21 protein-coding genes and 1 tRNA gene are annotated in these 19,860 nt (G+C 44.4%); 12 read left to right on the top strand and 10 right to left on the bottom strand.

All coding sequences use genetic code 11. The features are described 5' to 3' along the window. Positions 1–42: 42 nt before the first annotated feature. A complete protein-coding gene (locus R7O12_RS16370; RefSeq protein ID WP_318100793.1) occupies positions 43–1,806 on the bottom strand; it encodes a lysophospholipid acyltransferase family protein in 1,764 nt (587 codons plus the stop codon). Positions 1,807–2,039: 233 nt separating this feature from the next. Between R7O12_RS16370 and R7O12_RS16365 the strand changes: the two genes are divergently transcribed. Together R7O12_RS16365 and R7O12_RS16360 are read left to right on the top strand one after the other, a co-directional pair. Continuing rightward, positions 2,040–2,759 carry an SIMPL domain-containing protein gene (locus tag R7O12_RS16365; protein WP_005379714.1) on the top strand — a complete coding sequence of 240 codons (720 nt, stop codon included), beginning with the start codon at positions 2,040–2,042 and terminating at the stop codon, positions 2,757–2,759. Between the two features lie 223 nt (positions 2,760–2,982). Next, a complete protein-coding gene (locus tag R7O12_RS16360) occupies positions 2,983–3,258 on the top strand; it encodes a hypothetical protein (RefSeq protein WP_005379716.1) in 276 nt (91 codons plus the stop codon). 95 nt (positions 3,259–3,353) lie between these two features. Here the strand turns inward: R7O12_RS16360 and R7O12_RS16355 are convergent, their stop codons facing one another. Beyond that, positions 3,354–4,157, bottom strand: coding sequence for a MetQ/NlpA family ABC transporter substrate-binding protein (locus R7O12_RS16355; RefSeq protein ID WP_017633488.1), 804 nt, complete (start codon positions 4,155–4,157; stop codon positions 3,354–3,356). A 503-nt stretch (positions 4,158–4,660) separates the two neighbouring features. Between R7O12_RS16355 and R7O12_RS16350 the strand changes: the two genes are divergently transcribed. From R7O12_RS16350 to R7O12_RS16330, 5 genes are all read left to right on the top strand, one after another. Beyond that, positions 4,661–5,953 (top strand): tyrosine-type recombinase/integrase, encoded by a 1,293-nt coding sequence (locus R7O12_RS16350; protein WP_213883618.1) that lies wholly within the window; start codon positions 4,661–4,663, stop codon positions 5,951–5,953. Further along, complete coding sequence (locus R7O12_RS16345) at positions 5,950–6,582, top strand: hypothetical protein (protein WP_213883616.1); 633 nt, start codon at positions 5,950–5,952, stop codon at positions 6,580–6,582. Before R7O12_RS16350 ends, R7O12_RS16345 begins: the two co-directional genes overlap by 4 nt. A gap of 81 nt (positions 6,583–6,663) precedes the next feature. Then, positions 6,664–6,876: a helix-turn-helix transcriptional regulator gene (locus R7O12_RS16340; RefSeq protein WP_198107311.1), complete on the top strand. Its 213-nt coding sequence runs from the start codon at positions 6,664–6,666 to the stop codon at positions 6,874–6,876. After that, positions 6,876–7,295 (top strand): hypothetical protein, encoded by a 420-nt coding sequence (locus R7O12_RS16335; RefSeq protein ID WP_213869485.1) that lies wholly within the window; start codon positions 6,876–6,878, stop codon positions 7,293–7,295. Before R7O12_RS16340 ends, R7O12_RS16335 begins: the two co-directional genes overlap by 1 nt. Positions 7,296–7,580: 285 nt before the next feature. Continuing rightward, a complete protein-coding gene (locus R7O12_RS16330; RefSeq protein ID WP_213883614.1) occupies positions 7,581–8,177 on the top strand; it encodes an inovirus-type Gp2 protein in 597 nt (198 codons plus the stop codon). 241 nt (positions 8,178–8,418) lie between these two features. Here R7O12_RS16330 and R7O12_RS27300 read toward each other — a convergent pair whose 3' ends face one another. From R7O12_RS27300 to rpsU, 6 genes are all read right to left on the bottom strand, one after another. Further along, complete coding sequence (locus R7O12_RS27300; protein WP_029812041.1) at positions 8,419–8,604, bottom strand: superinfection immunity protein; 186 nt, start codon at positions 8,602–8,604, stop codon at positions 8,419–8,421. A 297-nt stretch (positions 8,605–8,901) separates the two neighbouring features. After that, positions 8,902–8,977, bottom strand: a tRNA-Ile gene (locus R7O12_RS16325). 155 nt (positions 8,978–9,132) lie between these two features. Further along, on the bottom strand, positions 9,133–10,995 hold the full coding sequence (gene rpoD, locus R7O12_RS16320) for an RNA polymerase sigma factor RpoD (protein WP_005395986.1): 1,863 nt from the start codon (positions 10,993–10,995) through the stop codon (positions 9,133–9,135). 99 nt (positions 10,996–11,094) lie between these two features. Beyond that, positions 11,095–12,861 (bottom strand): DNA primase, encoded by a 1,767-nt coding sequence (gene dnaG, locus R7O12_RS16315; protein WP_005379719.1) that lies wholly within the window; start codon positions 12,859–12,861, stop codon positions 11,095–11,097. A gap of 149 nt (positions 12,862–13,010) precedes the next feature. After that, on the bottom strand, positions 13,011–13,454 hold the full coding sequence (locus tag R7O12_RS16310; RefSeq protein WP_005379720.1) for a GatB/YqeY domain-containing protein: 444 nt from the start codon (positions 13,452–13,454) through the stop codon (positions 13,011–13,013). Between the two features lie 27 nt (positions 13,455–13,481). Continuing rightward, positions 13,482–13,697, bottom strand: coding sequence for a 30S ribosomal protein S21 (rpsU, locus tag R7O12_RS16305; RefSeq protein WP_001145625.1), 216 nt, complete (start codon positions 13,695–13,697; stop codon positions 13,482–13,484). Between the two features lie 230 nt (positions 13,698–13,927). Here rpsU and tsaD point away from each other — a divergent pair, with 230 nt between their 5' ends. Both tsaD and R7O12_RS16295 read left to right on the top strand, forming a co-directional pair. Next, positions 13,928–14,944, top strand: a complete 1,017-nt coding sequence (gene tsaD / locus R7O12_RS16300) for a tRNA (adenosine(37)-N6)-threonylcarbamoyltransferase complex transferase subunit TsaD (protein ID WP_206971394.1) — start codon at positions 13,928–13,930, stop codon at positions 14,942–14,944. 176 nt (positions 14,945–15,120) lie between these two features. Continuing rightward, a complete protein-coding gene (locus R7O12_RS16295) occupies positions 15,121–15,936 on the top strand; it encodes an alpha/beta fold hydrolase (protein WP_318100790.1) in 816 nt (271 codons plus the stop codon). Positions 15,937–15,970: 34 nt separating this feature from the next. Here R7O12_RS16295 and plsY read toward each other — a convergent pair whose 3' ends face one another. Continuing rightward, entirely contained in the window at positions 15,971–16,582 is a 612-nt protein-coding gene (gene plsY, locus R7O12_RS16290) for a glycerol-3-phosphate 1-O-acyltransferase PlsY (RefSeq protein WP_005379857.1), read from the bottom strand. Positions 16,583–16,832: 250 nt separating this feature from the next. Between plsY and folB the strand changes: the two genes are divergently transcribed. From folB to R7O12_RS16275, 3 genes are read left to right on the top strand one after another with little or no spacing between them, the layout of a single operon-like run. Continuing rightward, a complete protein-coding gene (gene folB / locus R7O12_RS16285) occupies positions 16,833–17,192 on the top strand; it encodes a bifunctional dihydroneopterin aldolase/7,8-dihydroneopterin epimerase (RefSeq protein ID WP_005387458.1) in 360 nt (119 codons plus the stop codon). Continuing rightward, positions 17,189–17,671: a 2-amino-4-hydroxy-6-hydroxymethyldihydropteridine diphosphokinase gene (gene folK / locus R7O12_RS16280; protein WP_005387457.1), complete on the top strand. Its 483-nt coding sequence runs from the start codon at positions 17,189–17,191 to the stop codon at positions 17,669–17,671. The genes folB and folK overlap by 4 nt, the downstream gene beginning before the upstream one ends. Before the next feature lie 14 nt (positions 17,672–17,685). Continuing rightward, complete coding sequence (locus tag R7O12_RS16275; RefSeq protein WP_017820255.1) at positions 17,686–18,489, top strand: undecaprenyl-diphosphate phosphatase; 804 nt, start codon at positions 17,686–17,688, stop codon at positions 18,487–18,489. A 52-nt stretch (positions 18,490–18,541) separates the two neighbouring features. Here the strand turns inward: R7O12_RS16275 and R7O12_RS16270 are convergent, their stop codons facing one another. Then, positions 18,542–19,762 (bottom strand): multifunctional CCA addition/repair protein, encoded by a 1,221-nt coding sequence (locus tag R7O12_RS16270; protein ID WP_318100786.1) that lies wholly within the window; start codon positions 19,760–19,762, stop codon positions 18,542–18,544. Between the last annotated feature and the right edge of the window lie 98 nt (positions 19,763–19,860).

The following is a 19,860-nucleotide window of genomic DNA, read 5'->3' as shown; positions in this document are numbered from 1 at the left end:
GGTTCTTCTTGTGATTCCCAACTCTCTACTTAATCACTGTTCTTAATCATCGTTGCTATTAGTATGATAGACGAGGTAGTCATGAGCTTGCTCGCGTCCCATATACCTTGCCAACGTCTTTTCTTGAACATCGCGCAAATCCACCATAATCAATCCATCTAGAGCGTTATTGAATGCAGGGTCGATGTTGAAGCATACCAGCTTGCCATTGAGGCTTAAGTACTGACGCAGCAAAACGGGCACTCCTTTCCCTTCATCGATTCTGGCAATGACACGTGACAATAGCTGTAAATCACCCAGAGCGGTGAGCATGCTGGTATTCCAGTCACGGTGGTGCTCAGGAAGTGGGTTAGAAGGCGTGACGTATTCTGCACAGTTGTTGTCGTAGTGGTGCAGTGTCATTGATTGAGCCAGTAATTGACGTGCAGTATCGCTATAATCGTTGCTAATGCTTACCGGACCAAATAGGTGAGTGTAATCTGGGTTTTGATGAACGAACGTTGCGATGCCTTTCCACAGCAGCAGTAGCGCGCTCATGCTCTTTTGATATTGCTGTGCAATCACAGAGCGCCCCATCTCAATGGATTTACCCATTTGGTCGATAAAGCGTTGGTCATAGTTAAACAACGTTCGTGAATACAGACCTGCTACGCCGCGCTTTTCAATCAGTTGATCAACCAGACCTAAACGATACGCGCCCACCAAGCATTGGTTCTCTCTGTCCCACACAAACAGATGCAGGTAATCATGATCGAAATGGTCAATGTCTATTGCTAGTCCCGTCCCTTCGCCAACTTGTCGGAAATTGAGCTCACGTAGGCGACCAATTTCATGCAGTAGGGAAGGGATATTCTGCGACTCCGTGCAGTAGACATCGAACTCACCACTTGTTAGCAGCTTGGACTCTTTTGGTAAGTTGTTCAGTTCTTCAAGCAATTCGCCTACGGGTAACCCTGCCGCTATTGGTGAGAGCCGTTCTGATGAGGAAGAGGGCTTCACCGATTGGATTTCACGATTGAGTAAGTAAGTGTTGAGCCGCAAATAGTTCACCACTTGATCATCGCTAAGTGTGTTCAGCTCTTTAAATTTTATCGCTTGGCCAAAGGATAAGTTGATGGTTTGCGCCTGTTTGTTCAGCAGTTCTCGCCCAAGCAGTAGGGTGCGCAAAAGTGGATGGATTTTCCCTGCCATATAGAAGCGTTTCGAGTTCTGACCACTGATGAATACTGGAACTGTCGTTGCTTTGTTTTTGCGGATTAGGCTACTTACGCTTCGACTCCACGCTTTATCTTCCAAGCGTTGCTGTTTGGCATCGACTAACTGGGAAACCTCACCGGCAGGAAAGACAAGCAATAAGCCGCCACTTGCTAGGTGTTTATTGGCCGCTCTCAGGGCCTTCATATTCGATTTGACGGCGTCTTTGCCTTCAAACACATCGACACCAATGAAGAGCTGATCTAACTCTGGTACGGTTTTCAGGTATTGATTGGCTAGAATTTGGATATCGTCTCGTACCATCAACAAGAGTTCGGCCAAGATGACGCCTTCCACACAACCAAGCGGATGGTTCGCCACAATGACGGTAGCACCTTGCTTAGGTACTGAGTCGAGTGAACCATGAGCAATGCGATAATCGATACCTAAGATATCCAGCGTGAAGCGGAGAAAAGTTTTGGTATCGGCATTAACGGGGCGTTGGGCGTAGAACTTATCAAGTTGGTTTAAACCGGTTGCCCATTCAGCAACGTTTTCACCAATGCCAAACGGCGTTTTACGAGGGAGACGAAAAGGGGTTGAACTATCCATATTTACCTCAGCGTACAAGTTGCTGATTGGATAGTAGAAATTACAGATGACAGTTAAGAGGCAAAAGCATGAGCCTTTGGTGACAAACCAATGAAGCTTTATTGACTAAAGAAAACGGTATATCACTGTGCTATGAATCAAAACTCGCGTTATGTCTCCCTCTTAAAACAATAGATAGGCTATCTTATCTAGAACAAAGATTAAGCTAAGTTGATATTTATCAGGGGGAAATAATGGAACGAGTTTCCAATAAAGCAGCACTTTGGATTGGACTAAGTTTGATACTTGGTCTTGGCATCCTTGGCTATTTTATGCAGCAGACGGCGGTGAAATACCGAGCCTATGAAAGAGTCGTGACAGTAAAAGGTTTGTCGGAGCGTGAGTATCCTGCTGATACGGTGATTTGGCCGATTCAATTTACTCTAGCGAGTAATGATATGGGAGCCATGTTTGATGAAATTGACCAGCAAACCCGTTTGATTTTGGACTTTCTAAGTGCCAAAGGGCTTCCTGAAACCAGCGTTTCCCTTTCTTCCCCAGCGGTCATTGACAGAAAAGCACAGCAATATGGGAGCGAGCAAGACATTGAGTATCGTTATTTGGCCTCGCGAACCGTTACGGTTTATAGCCAGAGTGTTGATGTTGTTCGAGCGGCAATCAATGAAATAGGTGAGCTAGGAAAGCAAGGCGTTTTGCTTAACCAAGATCCTTATGCAAATCGTGTTGAGTACAGCTTTACTAAGCTGAATGATGTGAAGCCAGACATGATCGAAGAAGCGACTAAGAATGCGCGTGAAGTGGCTGAGAAATTTGCGAAAGACTCACAGAGTTCACTGGGTAAGATCAAACGTGCAACTCAAGGGCAGTTCTCGATTTATGACCGAGACAGCAACACGCCTTACATTAAGAAAGTACGAGTGGTATCGACGGTTCAATATTACTTATCTGATTAAAGTTGCGCTCATATAGTCAATAGTTGGTCGTTCCATCACCTTCTATTTGCAGAGGTATCTATGCTCTGTGATAGGGAAATCAGTCTTCGCTGACGCTATATACAAGTACTTTTTTATAAAACTAAGTTCTTAACAGTGATGAGGTGAGTTTGATAATAATCAAGCTCACTTGTTTCTTATGAGCGTAAGTTAGTATGACTTATTGCTAGAAGGAATTAGTATCATGGCATACAAGCACTTTGTTAGAGAACTACTGGGTTTAGCGATTGTTGTCTCTGTCGTCTTTGGCGTATTAGGCGTGATGTTAGAGCTCTTCGCACTGACGGCACTTTGGGAGCATCAGCAAACGATAGCCGATGTTTTTTTCCATGAATCTCTCTACTTCATCGTATTTTTAATCCCACCATACTTCCTCTGGAAGTTGATTAACCGCCCTGAATTGGTTTCTGCTGATCAAGCTTATTTGGCAATGAAGTTAGAGGCTGAAAGTCGACAATGAGTCGATTTAGTGAGTAATGAAAAGAAGAGGCTATGAGAAAACATTAGCCTCTTTTCTATCTGATTCGTGGGGCAAAGTAGTCGCTGCTTTATTGATTAAAAAGCTGCTTCGATTGTGCCTTTGAAAGTGCGATCGAGATAATCACGAATCGCTTGAGATTGATAAATAGAAACGAACTTTTTATACGCTTCATTATTTTTGTCTGCGTCACGAGTGGCGATGACCATGACTGCTAATGGGGCGTCTTTTGCTTCAAGATAGATACTTTGTTTCTTCGGATCTAAACCAGAAGACATTACGTAGTTCATTGTAATCGCAGCCGCGTCCACATCATCTAATGTTCTTGGTAGCTGAGCGGCATCTACCTCGACAAATTCAAATGATTTTGCGTTTTTTGTGATATCAGTTAGGGCGGCTTTATGGCCAACACCCTGTTTCAGCTCAATTAAACCTGCATCGGCGAGTAGCAACAGACCACGACCACCGTTGGTAGGGTCATTTGGAAGCGCTATACGTGCATTGTTTGGAAGCTCTTGCAGTGAGCGATACTTATTGGAATAAAGCCCCATACGCATAAGAATGGACTGACCAATTGATACTAATTGGGCGTTATGGCTACTGTTGAAGTTGTCTAAAAATGGCTGGTGCTGATAGCTATTAATATCGATGCTACCATCGCTAAGAGCGGCATTAGGTGTCACGTAGTCAGAAAACTCAATGACTTCGACATTCAAACCTTGCTTCGCTGCCTCCTTCGCTACCGCCTCGACTACTTGTGCATGTGGTCCAACTGTCGCGCCCACTTTAATGACAGAGTCATCTTTTTCTCCACAAGCGCTTAAGCCGACTACTGCCGTGAGAATCAAAGCTAGTTTCTTTAAGTGACCAATACTTTTCATTGTAGCTCCATTTTTGCTTTAGACGTCCATACGTTTATATGTCCATACTATCAGAAGTTGTCTGAGGGTCAATGGTTTAAATCACGAGCAGACATTTTGTTTCTATTGCTCGTATAGAAAGCCAGATAATAGTTAAAGAAGAGGGGAAGAAGAAAAGCTATTACGAGGTTAGTGACGAGTTACCGCAACCGAAACTGTACCCAAAGATATAAGATACAAAAAAGGCGTAGTAGGTATTAACCTGCTACGCCTTTCGAAATATGGTGGCCCCTCGCAGACTTGAACTGCGGACCAATCGATTATGAGTCGTAATAAGTCTGTTTTCTATCAATTCTCATACGTTCTCAAATTAGTTTATTTTTATTTATATTCAGTAGTTTATATTCAATTCTCGATTTCATCTTTTCTCATCTATTCTCATTCAGGTACACTCTTACTTGACTAATTACTTGACTAAATTTTATATAGTCAAGTTGCGCAACGGATAGGGCTAAGGGTGAAATATGCTAACAGTGAGTGCCATAAGAGGCTTAAAGCCAAAAGATAAGCCTTACTATGAATGGGATACAAACAGCCAGCGAGGGCGCGGAAAACTAGGCGTACAGGTGACACCGAAAGGAAGTAAAACGTTTGTGTTTCGCTATTTTGTTGAAGGGAAAACAAAGTTTATCAGGCTAGGGCGGTTTCCTGAGTTATCACTCAATGATGCGCGCGGTAAACAAAAGGAAATGGGAGAACTGCTACTACAGGGTATCGACCCTAAAGAGCAGTTAGAAAGCCAGCATAAAGCGCAACAGCTAGCCAAGCGTGAAGAAGCGCGCAAAGGCAGCATAAAGCAATTGTTTGAGGCTTACGTGTCACAGATGGAAAAAGACGGTAAGCGCACCCATAAAGCCGTACTCGCTTCACTAGAAAAAGAAGTCTATCCAGTCATTCCACCAGCCACCAAAGCGAAAGAAGTAACCACTCACGATTTAATGCTAGTGCTCGCAGCCATGATAAAGCGAGATGCGAAAACACAATCAAACCGAGTACGCAGCTATTTGATGGCAGCGTTTAACTATGGGCTAAAGCACGATAATGACCCAGCGAATTTTATTGATGAGGCTAAATTTGGCCTACTGCTTAACCCTGTAGCGGCTATCCCAAAACAAAAAGACGCTGAACGAGTGGGGGAGCACTATCTAAAAATGGGTGAGGTTATTGGCCTAATTGATGATCTCAACAATGAGTATGAGCGTTTTAAAATGGGCGATGCTATCCGCAATCTTATTTTGTTGTGTCTGTACACGGGTGGGCAGCGTCCGTATGAGTTGGCAGCGTCACGTTGGGAGGCTATCGACTGGCAGCAAAAGACACTATTGATAACATCGGATATATCGAAAAACAAACGGCCTCACCTGATACCGCTTACTGATAGTGCGCTGGTGGTACTGGAGAGGCAGCGACTCAACAATGACAGCGAATTTATATTCCCTCATCGATTCAATACCACCGATCACATACGCCTAGATTCGCTCTCACAAGGCATAGCACGTTACCGAGAGGCTAGCCCACATATAAAACCATTCACGCCCAGAGACTTACGAAGAACCTGTAAAACGCTTATGGGTGAGATAGGTATCTCCAAATCATTACGTGACCGCTTACAAAACCATGCGCTGAATGATGTATCAAGCAAACACTATGACCGATACGAATATTTACCAGAGAAGCGCATAGCGTTGGAATCGTGGGAGCAGAAGCTTAACTCACAACATGGAAGTAACGTTATATCATTGGAGGTAGGAAGATGAGTAAAGCTAAAGTAAGCAAGCGTAAAAATGGTTTGGATGGGGGGTTTATTACTACTGAGTTCGAACCATTAAAAAATGGAGTATCAGAATGGACTCTGTATGAAGAGCTAAATGATTTTAGAGAAATGGCAGCAGATATGCTGATGTATTATGACAAGCTTGATGATGAGCAGTGTCAGAGAGCAAAGCAGGGCGATCTCACAGATATATTAAAACTAAAATTTACAGATGATGACCCTAAAGTTTGTTCTTTTGCCAAGGCGATGCTTAATGGAATTCATTCAGTGGATTATATGTCTGGACTTGATAGCACTAGAACAGAGTTGTTGTATATAGCTAAGCTAGTGAATATTGCTTATTTCCTTGGCGTAGGACGCTACGAAGATCATATCGTTAAAGGTGTCGCAATTAGCAATGGAACAAGATCTGCAAACCAAATTAAAGCCAAAAGTGCTAATAATGCTAAAGAGATCGCTCAACTACTAGCAGATGAAGTTTGGAGTAAGTCCCCACACTTCACTAAAGAGCGGGTGGCAAAAAAGATACTAGATAAGTTACCACTTAAAGAAAATGGTGAGGCCTATAGCATCTCTCATGTAGCCAAAAGATTTATAAAAAAGCCAAAATAAGTTAGGACATACGCTCTGTTTGTCCTCTCATCTAAACCTAAACTACTTCTCGTTAGTTCAAATTACCTAACGGGAGGACATATGAACAACACACCAAACCAACCACAACAATTTGACCGCATTGTCCCAATGGCTGAGGTCGCAACAATTCTTAATAGAAGTCTGAAAACGATCTGGAAATGGCGAGTTAAAGATAAAATTTTGCCACCAGCTTGTATGGTTAACGGGCGAGCTATTGGCTATAGGGCTAGCACTCTAGAGCGTATCTTAGCGAGTCTTGAGGGGGATAAGTAATGAATATTTATCTATATGCCCCTAGTAATACCATTCCAGATTCGGGCACTGTACAGAGGGAAATTCTCGATTTGTTATGGTCTGTTGAGAAAGTGGACCGTCAATCATTGGTCGCTATTGATGATACCTTCAGAAGATATCTTCAAGAATTGGGTAATGAACGTTTCGGATACTGGCGTATTATCCGCTTGTACGAGAACGGCTCGCGAAGGATTACTCATGTAATGCTAGATAGACGTCACTTTGAAGGGCAAAAGCAAGATCAGGCGGTTAGAGCTGAACGCAGAAAGGAGCTCAAGATGAAAAGTTTACAGCAAGCAAAAAACGAAACTAAACGGCTTGGAAAAGCGAGCAAGGAGCTAGAGGAGGCTCTTGATTATTGGGATAGCCTCGCAAAGGAAGAGGGCCCAAACCTATAGGAGAAAGTAAAGGGCCGTCCTGAGTGTGCTAGTGGTGAGTTTGGCGACAGACCACCAGCAACCAAAGGATAAGCCATTCATAGAGGAAAAGCCACCCAGCAAAACGGTGGCTTTTTATTTGTCTTTAAATGAGAACTCATTTCTAGGTTTTGTTTTGTGTTTTTAGCAATAGACAGAGCGAGAGGCTTATAAATGTGCCTTTACTGCGCGGTTTTTACAGTGTGAGCAATTACTAACTCAATTCATGCCTAGAAAGGGGGTATTTAATAATATCTATAGGCTTGTATGAAATACTTAACGACGAATCGATTTGTCCAAGTGGATGGGGAAATCTGGGAAGTAAACACGGGGAACAGGCAGCAATACAAAATTTGCCCTAAACACATGAAGCAGATCATTAGGCAGTTAGCTGCTATGTGTTCACATCATAAGCGCGTCATGGTGGTATTTTTTGATTTGAAAGTATCGAGCTATACGGACGATAACAAATTGATGTCGGATTTTATTCGTGAAGTGAGAGCAATTACTCAAAGCGACAGATACCAAATGACCCGATTTGGCTATTGCTGGGCTAGGGAAATGGAGACAGCAAAGCAGCAGCACTATCACGTCGCGCTTTTTCTGGATGGAAAGCGAATTAGATACCCTCATAAAATACTAGGCCTTTTGTCGGACGCATGGCTAAAAATTGGCGGTGCTCACTTATACACACCTGAGAACTGTTACTACCACATTAAAGACAATGACTTTCAAGCCAAGCAACAGGCTATCTATCGACTTTCCTATCAAGCAAAAGCACGTGGTAAGGGCTATAGAGCTAAACAGGCTAAAGACTATGGTACAAGCCGTTTACGGAATAAAAACGGAAAGAGAGAGCTTTAAAGCGTCAATAATCAATTTTCGGAAGTCACGTGCCCCTTAATAACATGAATACGGGTTGTTTACGGGTTCTAAGCATTGTTTTAGGTTATCGGCAGTTCGAAAACCTGACAAAACCTGACATTTATACTTAAACCAGTGAGGGCCGCTTGTTGAGATTTGTCCACTTTTTCGAGTTTTTGGACGCATTAACGCGCGAAATAATTTGTCAGTGCTATTGATGGTTTTTGGACACGTTAAGAGTCTACTTTTTTACATGGCTAAATGACCAAGCAAAACACCCAATCCAAACGACTACTGTCCAGCCAAGAAGTAAGTTGATGATAAAAATAGGGGTCGAGTTGTGATGTTTGCGTCCTGCTGAAATCCAAGTGGGTAGTAAGTAAAGTGCGAGTAGAGCTATAAGTTGAATGAATCCCAAATCTTCCATAAAACACCTAACAGTTAACGATACAGTGTAATTACCATACATGTTTCATATCAACGTTAAAGGGACTTTCTTCGCGTTTTTCCAAACAACGTATCAAAAGGAGTGCTCTTTTTATGGACTCCAAAAACTCATAACATGGTTGAGTGCTATTACGAAGTGGCGGGAGTTTGGCAGGGTGATTTTTTCTAATGTCAGAATTGAGGGCTAGTTAGTCGTTACTTGACTAATTACTTGACTAAATTTTGATAGAAACAAAAAAGGGTTAGTAACCACTACGGCTCTAACCCTTATAGAATATGGTGGCCCCTCGCAGACTTGAACTGCGGACCAATCGATTATGAGTCGACTGCTCTAACCACTGAGCTAAGGGGCCTTAATAGGACAACGATTATAGGGGAAGCGTTGCAAGGTGTCTAGATACCAACTAGGGCAATTGCGCTTAGTTTTTATCCACTTAGAACAGTAGATAATAAAAAAGGTGACCTAAAGTCACCTTTTTTGATTTCTAAAAGCTTGTATGCGCTGCGATTATTCGTCTAGGAAGCTGCGCAGAGTCTCTGAGCGGCTTGGGTGGCGAAGTTTACGTAGTGCTTTTGCTTCGATCTGACGGATACGCTCACGAGTAACGTCGAACTGCTTACCAACTTCTTCTAGAGTATGGTCAGTGTTCATGTCAATACCAAAACGCATACGAAGTACTTTCGCTTCACGTGGCGTTAGACCTGCAAGCACGTCTTTTGTTGCCACCTTAAGGCTAGTTGCAGTTGCAGAATCTAGCGGAAGTTCTAGCGTTGTATCTTCGATAAAATCACCTAGATGCGAATCTTCGTCGTCACCGATTGGTGTCTCCATTGAGATAGGCTCTTTAGCGATTTTTAGAACTTTACGAATCTTGTCTTCTGGCATTTGCATGCGCTCTGCCAGTTCTTCCGGTAGTGGCTCGCGACCCATCTCTTGCAACATTTGACGAGAAATACGGTTTAGCTTGTTGATCGTTTCGATCATGTGTACCGGGATACGAATCGTACGTGCTTGGTCCGCGATTGAACGAGTGATTGCCTGACGGATCCACCACGTTGCGTAAGTCGAGAACTTGTAACCACGACGATATTCGAACTTATCTACCGCTTTCATCAGACCGATGTTACCTTCTTGGATCAGATCCAAGAACTGTAGGCCACGGTTGGTGTATTTCTTCGCGATAGAAATTACAAGACGCAAGTTCGCTTCAACCATCTCTTTCTTCGCACGGCGAGCTTTTGCTTCACCGATAGACATACGACGGCTGATGTCTTTAATGTTCTGTACGTTTAGAGAAGTCTCTTCTTCAATCATTTTTAGTTTAGCGATTGAACGACGGATTTCTTCTTCGTTACGTTTGATCTTTTCAGCGTATGGCTTGTCTGAAGCAAGAACTTCATCCAGCCAAGCTTCACTTGATTCATTACCAGTGAACAGCGCGATGAATGATTTCTTCGGCATTTTGCCGTATTCAACCACAGACTTCATGATCAGACGCTCTTGAGTACGAACGCGATCCATAGCAGTACGCAGTTCATTCACTAGGTGATCAAACTGTTTAGGCGTTAGACGAAACTCGCGGAATACGTCTAGCATCATTTCATTAGCAACGGTTGCTTTCGGGCTGTTATAGCCGTACTCGTTGATTGCTAATTGAAGATTTTGATAGGTGCTGCGTAGTTGGTTGAATTTCTCTAGCGCTAATTCAGGATCGATACCTACATCTTCTTCAGAATCATCTGAATCGTCATCGCTATCTTCGTCGTCATCAACGTCTTCATCGTCTTCTTCTTCTAACTGAGATTCAGTCAGTTCAGAACCGATGTGTGTTGCCGTTGGTGCAGCGGTGTCGTCAGCATCTGGATCTACAAAACCTGAAATTAGGTCTGTAAGACGTAGTTCTTCAGCTTGAACTTTGTCAAATTGCTCAAGAATGTACGGAATTGTGCCTGGGTATTCAGCAACAGACGATTGAACTTGGTTAATACCTTCTTCAATACGTTTTGCGATGTCGATTTCGCCTTCGCGAGTTAGAAGTTCGACAGTACCCATCTCACGCATGTACATACGTACTGGGTCTGTTGTACGACCAATCTCACTCTCTACGCTAGAAAGTGCAGCGGCTGCAGCTTCGGCTGCATCTTCATCGGTAATATTTGTGTCATCGTTCAGTGCTAAATCATCAGCATCAGGAGCAGTTTCTACTACCTTAATGCCCATGTCGTTGATCATCTGAATGATGTCTTCTACCTGTTCTGAATCTACGATTTCAGCAGGTAGGTGGTCATTTACTTCGGCGTAGGTCAGATAGCCTTGTTCCTTGCCTTTAATAACAAGTGACTTTAGCTGTGACTGCGGATTGTGATCCATAGACGGTATCCAACTTCGTAATCTGGTGAAGGAATCAGTATGCGAAATGCAAACCACTTACTATAACAAATTAAATCGTTGCTGACTAATTAAACAGGGTTACGCTTTTAAATCTAGCATAAGTGCTAGCAGCTCCCTTTTCTCTTCGGCTGATAAACCGACACTTCTTGCTTTGGCCTGCAGGTTTTCAATTTGTTTTTCTACGCACTGGGCAATAATTTTATCCAGTGAGTCTAAAAAGATTTCTTCTTGGTTGTCCTCATCGAGTGGAATGTCCCAACTCGCGAGACGAGACAGAAGGGTCTCATTTTGGCTGTTTCGCCAATGCTCTAATAATTGGCCTGTGTTGATATGGGGATGCGCTTGGCATTTATCAAGTACATCAACAAATAAACTTAGACCAGGAATGGGCAAATCTCTAACGCTAGTTAGATCTGGCACCATACTTACGTATTGTGGGTTTTGAATCAGTAACGCGATCACTTCTCGCATCGGCGTTCGCTTGATTTCTTTATGAGGTTGAGGCCTTTTATCCTCTTTACCTTGTTTTGAAATTAGCTGCTGTAGTTGGCGTTCATCAACCAAACCCAAACGGCGGCCAAGCAATTCTCTCAAGTATAGTCTTAAAGTGCCGCCAGGGACTTTATCAATGAGAGGAACCGCAAGAGTACTCAGTTTTGCCATGCCTTCTTTCGTGCTCATATCGACCTGCTGAGTCAATGAGCTGAACATGAATTCAGACAAGGGCATCGCATTAGACACTTGCTGCTCAAATGCTTGTTTTCCGTTTTGTCGGATATAAGAGTCGGGATCTTCTCCATCCGGCAAAAACATGAATTTTAACTGGCGACCATCCGTTAGGTAAGGCAATGCATTTTCCATGGCACGCCACGCGGCTTCACGGCCTGCGCGGTCACCGTCATAACAACACACGACGGTGCTTGTTTGCCTGAATAACACTTGCAAGTGATCGCCCGTTGTCGAGGTTCCCAATGAGGCAACGGAATAATCTACGCCATATTGAGCAAGCGCGACAACATCCATATAGCCTTCAACCACTAAAATTTGTGGTGGCTCACGGTACGCTTGTAGTACTTCATAAAGGCCATACAACTCTTTACCTTTATGAAATATCGGGGTTTCGGGTGAGTTGAGATATTTTGGTGTCCCATCACCTAATACTCGACCACCAAAGCCTATTACTCGACCGCGTCTGTCTCGAATAGGAAACATCACTCGACCACGGAATCGGTCGTAGCGGTTGCCTTTATCGTTTTCAATCAACATGCCGCCAGTGACGAGCATGTCTTGGTTTTCTTTATTCTGGCCAAAGTTCTTACGAACTAAATCCCATTCATCAGCCACATAGCCGATGCCAAACTTCTGGACGATTTCACCAGACAGGCCGCGATCTTTTAGATACTCAATCGCCACCTTACTTGCTGGCTGTTTGAGTTGGTTACGATAAAATTGAGCAATGCTGCCCATTAAGTCGTATAGGTTACGTTTTTCACTGCTGCTTGCTTGTGGGCCTGACTGAAACGAACCATTACCGCCGCTACGTTGTTCGCGAGGAACATCTAAACCCAAGTATGAAGCGAGTTCTTCAATGGCTTCGACGAATTCTAGTCGGTCGAATTCCATCAAAAAATCGATGGCATTTCCATGCGCGCCACAACCAAAACAATGGTAGAACTGCTTTTCTTGACTGACACTGAATGAGGGTGTCTTTTCGTTGTGGAACGGGCAGCATGCGCCGTAGTTTTTGCCTTTTTTCTTAAGTTTCACACGTGCGTCGATGATATCGACAATATCAAGTCGAGCTAGAAGGTCATCGATAAAACTGCGAGGGATGTGTCCAGCCATAAAACCTAACAAAAAAAGAAGATGATGAGTGGAGTGAATGCCTTAAAAGAATGAGCGTATTGCCCATTGATTTCATTCCATCCATCCAGATACAAACAAGCCGTGCGCTCCAAAGGATAGCACGGCTTGCTGCAATTGGGTGGGGTACCTTAAGCCAATTTAGCGCGAACTAAACCGCTTACTTTACCCATATCTGCACGCCCTTGAATTTGCGGTTTCAGAACGCCCATTACTTTGCCCATGTCTTGCATGCCAGCTGCGCCAGATTCAGCAATCGCGTTCTCGATGAGAGCCGCTACTTCTTCGTCTGTCAGTGGTTGAGGCATAAAGTCCTCAAGAACGGTAATTTCTGCTTGTTCCGCATCAGCAAGATCTTGACGACCCGCTGCTTCAAACTGCGCTACAGAGTCGCGACGTTGTTTAACCATCTTGGTCAATACTGCAAGAATGTCGTCATCGTTCAGAGTAATCTGTTCGTCAACTTCACGTTGCTTGATTGCTGATAGGGCTAAACGAATAGTACCAAGGCGCAATTTGTCCTTGGCTTTCATCGCTAATTTTTGCTCTTCTTTGAGTTGATCAATCAGAGCCATAACTAAATTCCTTTTGGAGCTCAGTTATTAGTACAGGCGAACGCGACGAGCGTTTTCGCGAGCTAGCTTCTTAGCGTGACGCTTTTGAGCTGCTGCTTTAGCGCGTTTGCGAACTGTAGTTGGTTTTTCGTAGTGCTCACGACGACGCACTTCAGAAAGGATACCTGCTTTTTCGCAAGAGCGCTTAAAACGACGTAGAGCAACGTCGAACGGTTCGTTTTCACGTACTTTAACTACTGGCATATGCCTTTCACCTCAGGGGTTATTCGTTAACGCTGGTATTCAACAGACCAAATCACAATTGTTAGGTCTCTTACCAGCTTGATCAAAAATGGTGCGGAATTTTAATCCGATCACAACTACTTTGTAAAGCCTTTTGTCGATTATTGTCTGTACAAAATTTGTTTGCAGCACCAAGGCGAGGTAATATGACGCCCAAATTTCCTCTATACAGAAAGCATACTGAGAAAACCATGCGCATTATTGGTATTGAAACCTCTTGTGACGAGACTGGCATCGCAATTTATGACGATGAAAACGGTCTCTTGTCACACAAGCTATACAGCCAAGTAAAACTGCACGCAGATTACGGCGGTGTGGTGCCTGAGTTGGCTTCACGTGACCACGTAAAGAAAACCATTCCTCTTATTAAAGAGGCACTAAGAGAAGCGAACTTAACTTCAAAAGACATCGATGGTGTCGCGTATACCGCGGGGCCTGGTCTTGTTGGGGCGCTATTAGTGGGTGCGACTATCGGTCGCAGTATTGCTTATGCTTGGGGAGTGCCAGCGGTACCTGTTCATCATATGGAAGGTCACCTATTGGCCCCAATGTTGGAAGATAACCCTCCACCGTTCCCGTTTGTGGCGGTATTAGTATCGGGCGGTCACTCTATGATGGTGGAGGTGAGAGGCATCGGTGAGTACAAAATTCTAGGTGAGTCGATTGATGATGCGGCGGGCGAAGCGTTTGATAAAACAGCGAAGCTAATGGGTTTGGATTACCCAGGCGGTCCACTATTATCTAAACTGGCGGAAAAAGGTACACCGGGCCGCTTTAAGTTCCCGCGCCCAATGACGAATGTGCCAGGTTTGGACATGAGTTTCTCTGGTCTAAAAACCTTTACGGCTAACACGATTGCTGCAAACGGTGATGACGAGCAAACCCGCGCGGACATCGCATTGGCATTTGAAGAGGCTGTGTGTGCTACGTTGGCTATTAAATGTAAGCGCGCGCTTGAGCAAACAGGCATGAAACGCATTGTTATTGCTGGTGGTGTGAGTGCTAACCGTCGTTTGCGAGCTGAGTTAGAGAAGTTAGCGAAGAAAGTTGGCGGCGAAGTTTACTACCCACGTACTGAGTTCTGTACAGATAACGGTGCGATGATCGCTTACGCAGGCATGCAGCGCTTGAAGAATGGCGAAGTGGCTGACATGTCAGTAGAGGCTCGTCCACGTTGGCCAATTGATCAACTAACACCTGTCGCTTAGTCAAATTTATGCGGTAGGTTTGAAACCGGTTCTGTGTAATAAAGGTCTCTGCTCCTCAGAGGCCTTTATTTTTAATTATTCAATGAACCGCCTCGTTTTACATTCTGACTGATGCGAGCAGTTCGCTATTGTTTCAGTGCTAGGATGACGTGGAAGAATAAGAAATGGATATAACAATGAATAAGTTTGAAATTGAAGGTCAGCAACTTGCTTATCTAGATAAAGGTGAGGGCCCTGTGCTTCTATTTGGTCATAGTTACCTTTGGGATAGCCAAATGTGGGCGCCACAAGTTGAGGTTTTAAGCCAGTCATTCCGTTGTATTGTGCCAGATCTTTGGGCACATGGTGAATCGGACGCTGCACCTGCATCGACACAGTCATTGGCCGACTATACACAACATATGTTGGCATTGATGGATCATTTAGATATCGAAGAGTTCTCGATAGTGGGCTTATCTGTTGGCGGCATGTGGGGAGCTGAGCTAACGGCTCAAGCGCCGCAACGTGTTAAGTCACTGGTATTGATGGATACCTTCATTGGCTGGGAGCCAGAAGTTACGTATAAAAAGTATTTTGCAATGCTTGATACCATCAGCCAAGTCCAAGCAGTGCCTGCGCCAATTATTGAAGCCGTTGTGCCGCTGTTCTTTGCCAACAACGTCAATCAGGATAACCCTAAACTTGTCGCTTCATTCAAACGCAGTTTAGAAGAGCTGAACGGTGAGCGTGCGGTGGAAGTAGCTCGCATGGGGCGCATGGTGTTTGGTCGCCGTGATGTGATTGAAGATTCGGAAAAATTCGCTCTGCCGACGTTAATTGCGGTGGGCTGTGAAGATAAGCCTCGCCCGGTTTTCGAATCGTATTTAATGAAAGACTGTATCACGGGCAGTGAGTTGGTAGAAATTCCGCAAGCGGGACACATCAGTTGTTTAGAACAGCCGGAGTTCGTCAACCAAATGTTGTTGAACTTCCTGAATCGAGTTCATGCGTAACCAATGCATCCCTCTTTAAACGAAAAACTCGGCATTAAGCCGAGTTTTTTTGTGTCAGTTTCTTCTCGCCGATTTTTGGCTCGTCGCCAGACAAAAGCCGACGAATATTTTGATGATGCTTAAATACGATTAAGCAGCACAGCATAGCAACAGGTAACGTGTATTGCGGTTTAAACATCCAAGTATAAAACGGAGTGACCAAAACCGTGACGAGAGCCGCTAAGGATGAATAGCGGAATAGCGCGGCTACTGACAGCCAAGTTAACATTACCAATCCTGTTAAGTCCAAACCAATCGGAGCGATAGCGCCAAGCGCGGTCGCGACACCTTTTCCGCCTTTAAAGTGGAAAAAGATGGGGTACATGTGGCCAAGACAGGCAGCAATGGCGATGACACCAAGAATGATAGGGTCGATACCAAGAAAGTATCCGCCCCACACGGGGATAGTGCCTTTGAGCATATCGCACAACAAGACTGAAACAGCGGCTCCTCGTCCGCCAATACGCAATACGTTCGTTGCTCCAGGATTGTTAGATCCCACACTGCGTGGGTCTGGCAGTTTTAAGAGTCGACAGATCAAAACCGCACTGGAAACCGAACCTAATAAATAGGCGGCCATTGTCATTATCAGTGCCAGTGCGTCCATAGAAGTCCTTGATGGATTGGAATTTAATGCTCGGTTCCCGCGTAGTTGCTATCATACCCCGAATTTACATAATGCAGAAATCCTCACTGTGATAGAGCTTGCATTATGTGATTTCTTGTATATAAAGATGCTTTCGCAGTTTATACCTAAGTAACATTGTGATGACCAAAGTAAATGTTACTTAGGTATAGAATACTACGATCAAATTACCCCTCACGGGTATCCGACCTCTGTAATAGAAGGACATAAGATGGCTCTGGATAAAGTTTTTATTGAACAGTTAGAAGTAATCACCACCATTGGCGTGTACGACTGGGAACAACAAATCAAACAAAAGTTGGTTCTAGATATTGAAATGGCACACGATAATAAACCTGCGGGCAAAAGTGATGATGTGCAAGATGCACTGGATTATTCGCAGGTGAGTGAGGCGGTACTTAACCACATTGAAAATGGTCGTTTCTTACTGGTCGAGCGCGTGGCTGAAGAAGTAGCAGAGCTTATCATGCAGCGTTTCTCTGTGCCTTGGGTGAAAATCCGCCTAGCGAAGCCTGGCGCCGTGCCGCAAGCACGTGCTGTTGGTGTGGTGATTGAGCGAGGCCGAGCATGATCACCACCTATATCGGTGTTGGGACGAACGTAGAAAGAGAGCAACATGTGCTTGCTGCGTATCAGGAGCTGCAACGGCTTGGAGAAAATCTCCTCGTATCACCGATATATGAATGCGAACCTATTGGTTTTAGCAGCAAGAATTTCTACAACTTTGTCGTTGCAATGCGTACCGAGTTGTCATTAGAAGAGTTGAGCCATCAACTACGCGAGATTGAATTTAAGTGGGGACGCGAAGAAAACGCGCAAAAGTATCAGGATCGAACACTGGATCTCGATATAGTGTTGTTCGGTGAGCGCGTCTCCAAGAAAAAACCTGAGCTACCTCGCAGTGATATCTACAAATATCCTTTTGTCACAAAGCCGCTGTATGATCTCGAACCGCAATTAGTGATCCCAGGCGATGGACGCACAGTCGCAGACATTTGGCATGCTATGCAGCCAGTCGATTCGCTCAAACCCGTTTCCTTTCATTTTTAATTTGAGTTGTTTACATGAGTTATTTTGAAGCCTTTATTTTGGCTCTGATTCAGGGGCTGACAGAGTTTTTGCCTATTTCAAGCTCTGCCCATTTGATCCTGCCTTCCGCTATTTTAGGATGGGAAGACCAAGGTCTAGCCTTTGATGTTGCTGTTCACGTCGGTACATTAATGGCTGTCGTGATCTATTTTCGTCATGAAGTAATCACTTTGTTTCAAGCGTTATTTGCTTCGATCTTTAAAGGAGATCGCAGTAAAGAAGCTAAATTGGCTTGGATGATCGTGATTGCGACGATTCCAGCTTGTGTGTTCGGCTTATTGATGAAAGACATCATTGAAGTGTATCTACGTAGCGCTTACGTCATCGCGACTACTACGATCGTATTTGGCCTGTTGCTATGGTGGGTAGACAAAAACGCTAAACTCGTTGCCGATGAATACCAAACGGGTTGGAAGAAAGCTGTATTTATCGGTATTGCTCAAGCCTTAGCGATGATTCCTGGAACTTCACGTTCAGGGGCGACCATCACAGCAGCGCTTTACCTTGGCTTTACTCGAGAAGCGGCTGCCCGATTTTCGTTTTTAATGTCGATCCCAATCATTACATTAGCTGGTAGCTACTTAGGCATGAAGTTAGTGACCAGTGGTGAACCTGTCCATGTTGGTTTCTTAATGACTGGCATTATCACATCGTTTATCAGTGCGTACATCTGTATCCACTTCTTCTTGAAGATGATTTCACGAATGGGCATGACACCGTTTGTGATTTACCGTCTCATTTTGGGCGTCGGTTTGTTCGCTTTTCTATTAAGTGCATAATTGATGTTAACGAAAAACGCCCGCGAAATCCGCGGGCGTTTTTGTTTGTTCGTTACTTCTTAAGTGCTGCTTTCACTGCTTCAATACGTCGTTTTTCTTGCTCGTCACGAATCGCAGGGCCTTTAAAGCCCTCTTTGATAATGGCTTGAACGTCAACTGCCGCTGCTGCTTGGTAGGCTTGCCTAAAAATATCCGCCTGTGGATATGGTTGCGTTTCCAGTCCTTTACGACCAGCGTGATCCGCTTGGCAGCAAAGCAAGATATCTTGCAGACGTTCGGACTTACGCCACACATCAAGTTTATTGAGTATTTTAATTATGGTTTGTGGTTTAAGTTCAGCCGCGCGATGAATATTGGAGTGCTGTTCGCACACCATCAAGGCTAAATCACGAAACTCATTTGGTACCCGGACACGTTCGCACAGCTTTTTGATCAGTTTTAATCCTGTATGGCAATGCATTTTGTGGCTTGGCCATTCGCTCTCTGGCGTCACGCCCTTACCCAAGTCATGCACTTGGGCGGCAAACCTGACGGGGAGTGATTTACTCAATTTTGCGGCTTGCTCTGCCACCATCAAAGTATGGATGCCAGTATCGATTTCTGGATGCCACTTCTCAGGTTGAGGTACGCCAAATAGTGCATCAATTTCAGGTAACACCACGGTTAATGCACCACAGTCTCGTAGAACCGATAAGAAAATATCAGGGCGAGGAGTAGAGAGAGATTTATGCCATTCTTGCCAAACACGCTCGGGAGTCAGTGTGCTCAGCTCTCCGGACTCTGCCATGTGACGCATTAACCGCATGGTTTCGTCGGCAACCGTAAAGTTTAGATCAGCAAGCTTCGCTGCGAAGCGAGCGACACGTAAAACGCGTAGAGGGTCTTCAATAAAGGCGTCTGATACATGGCGTAGCAGTTTATCGTTGAGATCTTGCTGGCCACCATATGGGTCATGGATCGTGCCATCACTCTCCATTGCCATCGCGTTAATGGTTAAATCACGACGTATCAAATCTTCTTCTAAGGTGACGTTTTGATCGAAGAAACATTCAAAACCAGTGTAACCAGAACCTGACTTTCTCTCTGTTCGTGCAAGGGCATATTCTTCTTTACTTTTGGGATGCAGAAATACAGGAAAGTCTTTACCAACGGCGGTGTATCCTTGGGACAGCATCATCTCGGGCGTCGCGCCTACGACCACCCAGTCGTTGTCATAACTATCAATTCCGAGCAATTTATCTCGAACTGCGCCACCTACTAAATAAACTTGCACGAATTACCTCTTAATTTATGGATATGCCGTTGGACATTGTAGCAAGCAATGGTACTTTTCTTTACTCCTAAGAATAGAAGAAGAGCGTTTATACCATG

Source organism: Vibrio sp. Vb1574, from assembly GCF_033338675.1.
Note: the sequence above shows the minus strand (reverse complement) of the source record. Positions and strands in the feature narration are given on the sequence as shown.

Coding starts and splice junctions, on each gene's coding strand:
- R7O12_RS16370 (WP_318100793.1), bottom strand. CDS start 1,806: ATGGATAGTTCAACCCCTTTTCGTCTCCCTCGTAAAACGCCGTTTGGC.
- R7O12_RS16365 (WP_005379714.1), top strand. CDS start 2,040: ATGGAACGAGTTTCCAATAAAGCAGCACTTTGGATTGGACTAAGTTTG.
- R7O12_RS16360 (WP_005379716.1), top strand. CDS start 2,983: ATGGCATACAAGCACTTTGTTAGAGAACTACTGGGTTTAGCGATTGTT.
- R7O12_RS16355 (WP_017633488.1), bottom strand. CDS start 4,157: ATGAAAAGTATTGGTCACTTAAAGAAACTAGCTTTGATTCTCACGGCA.
- R7O12_RS16350 (WP_213883618.1), top strand. CDS start 4,661: ATGCTAACAGTGAGTGCCATAAGAGGCTTAAAGCCAAAAGATAAGCCT.
- R7O12_RS16345 (WP_213883616.1), top strand. CDS start 5,950: ATGAGTAAAGCTAAAGTAAGCAAGCGTAAAAATGGTTTGGATGGGGGG.
- R7O12_RS16340 (WP_198107311.1), top strand. CDS start 6,664: ATGAACAACACACCAAACCAACCACAACAATTTGACCGCATTGTCCCA.
- R7O12_RS16335 (WP_213869485.1), top strand. CDS start 6,876: ATGAATATTTATCTATATGCCCCTAGTAATACCATTCCAGATTCGGGC.
- R7O12_RS16330 (WP_213883614.1), top strand. CDS start 7,581: ATGAAATACTTAACGACGAATCGATTTGTCCAAGTGGATGGGGAAATC.
- R7O12_RS27300 (WP_029812041.1), bottom strand. CDS start 8,604: ATGGAAGATTTGGGATTCATTCAACTTATAGCTCTACTCGCACTTTAC.
- rpoD (WP_005395986.1), bottom strand. CDS start 10,995: ATGGATCACAATCCGCAGTCACAGCTAAAGTCACTTGTTATTAAAGGC.
- dnaG (WP_005379719.1), bottom strand. CDS start 12,861: ATGGCTGGACACATCCCTCGCAGTTTTATCGATGACCTTCTAGCTCGA.
- R7O12_RS16310 (WP_005379720.1), bottom strand. CDS start 13,454: ATGGCTCTGATTGATCAACTCAAAGAAGAGCAAAAATTAGCGATGAAA.
- rpsU (WP_001145625.1), bottom strand. CDS start 13,697: ATGCCAGTAGTTAAAGTACGTGAAAACGAACCGTTCGACGTTGCTCTA.
- tsaD (WP_206971394.1), top strand. CDS start 13,928: ATGCGCATTATTGGTATTGAAACCTCTTGTGACGAGACTGGCATCGCA.
- R7O12_RS16295 (WP_318100790.1), top strand. CDS start 15,121: ATGAATAAGTTTGAAATTGAAGGTCAGCAACTTGCTTATCTAGATAAA.
- plsY (WP_005379857.1), bottom strand. CDS start 16,582: ATGGACGCACTGGCACTGATAATGACAATGGCCGCCTATTTATTAGGT.
- folB (WP_005387458.1), top strand. CDS start 16,833: ATGGCTCTGGATAAAGTTTTTATTGAACAGTTAGAAGTAATCACCACC.
- folK (WP_005387457.1), top strand. CDS start 17,189: ATGATCACCACCTATATCGGTGTTGGGACGAACGTAGAAAGAGAGCAA.
- R7O12_RS16275 (WP_017820255.1), top strand. CDS start 17,686: ATGAGTTATTTTGAAGCCTTTATTTTGGCTCTGATTCAGGGGCTGACA.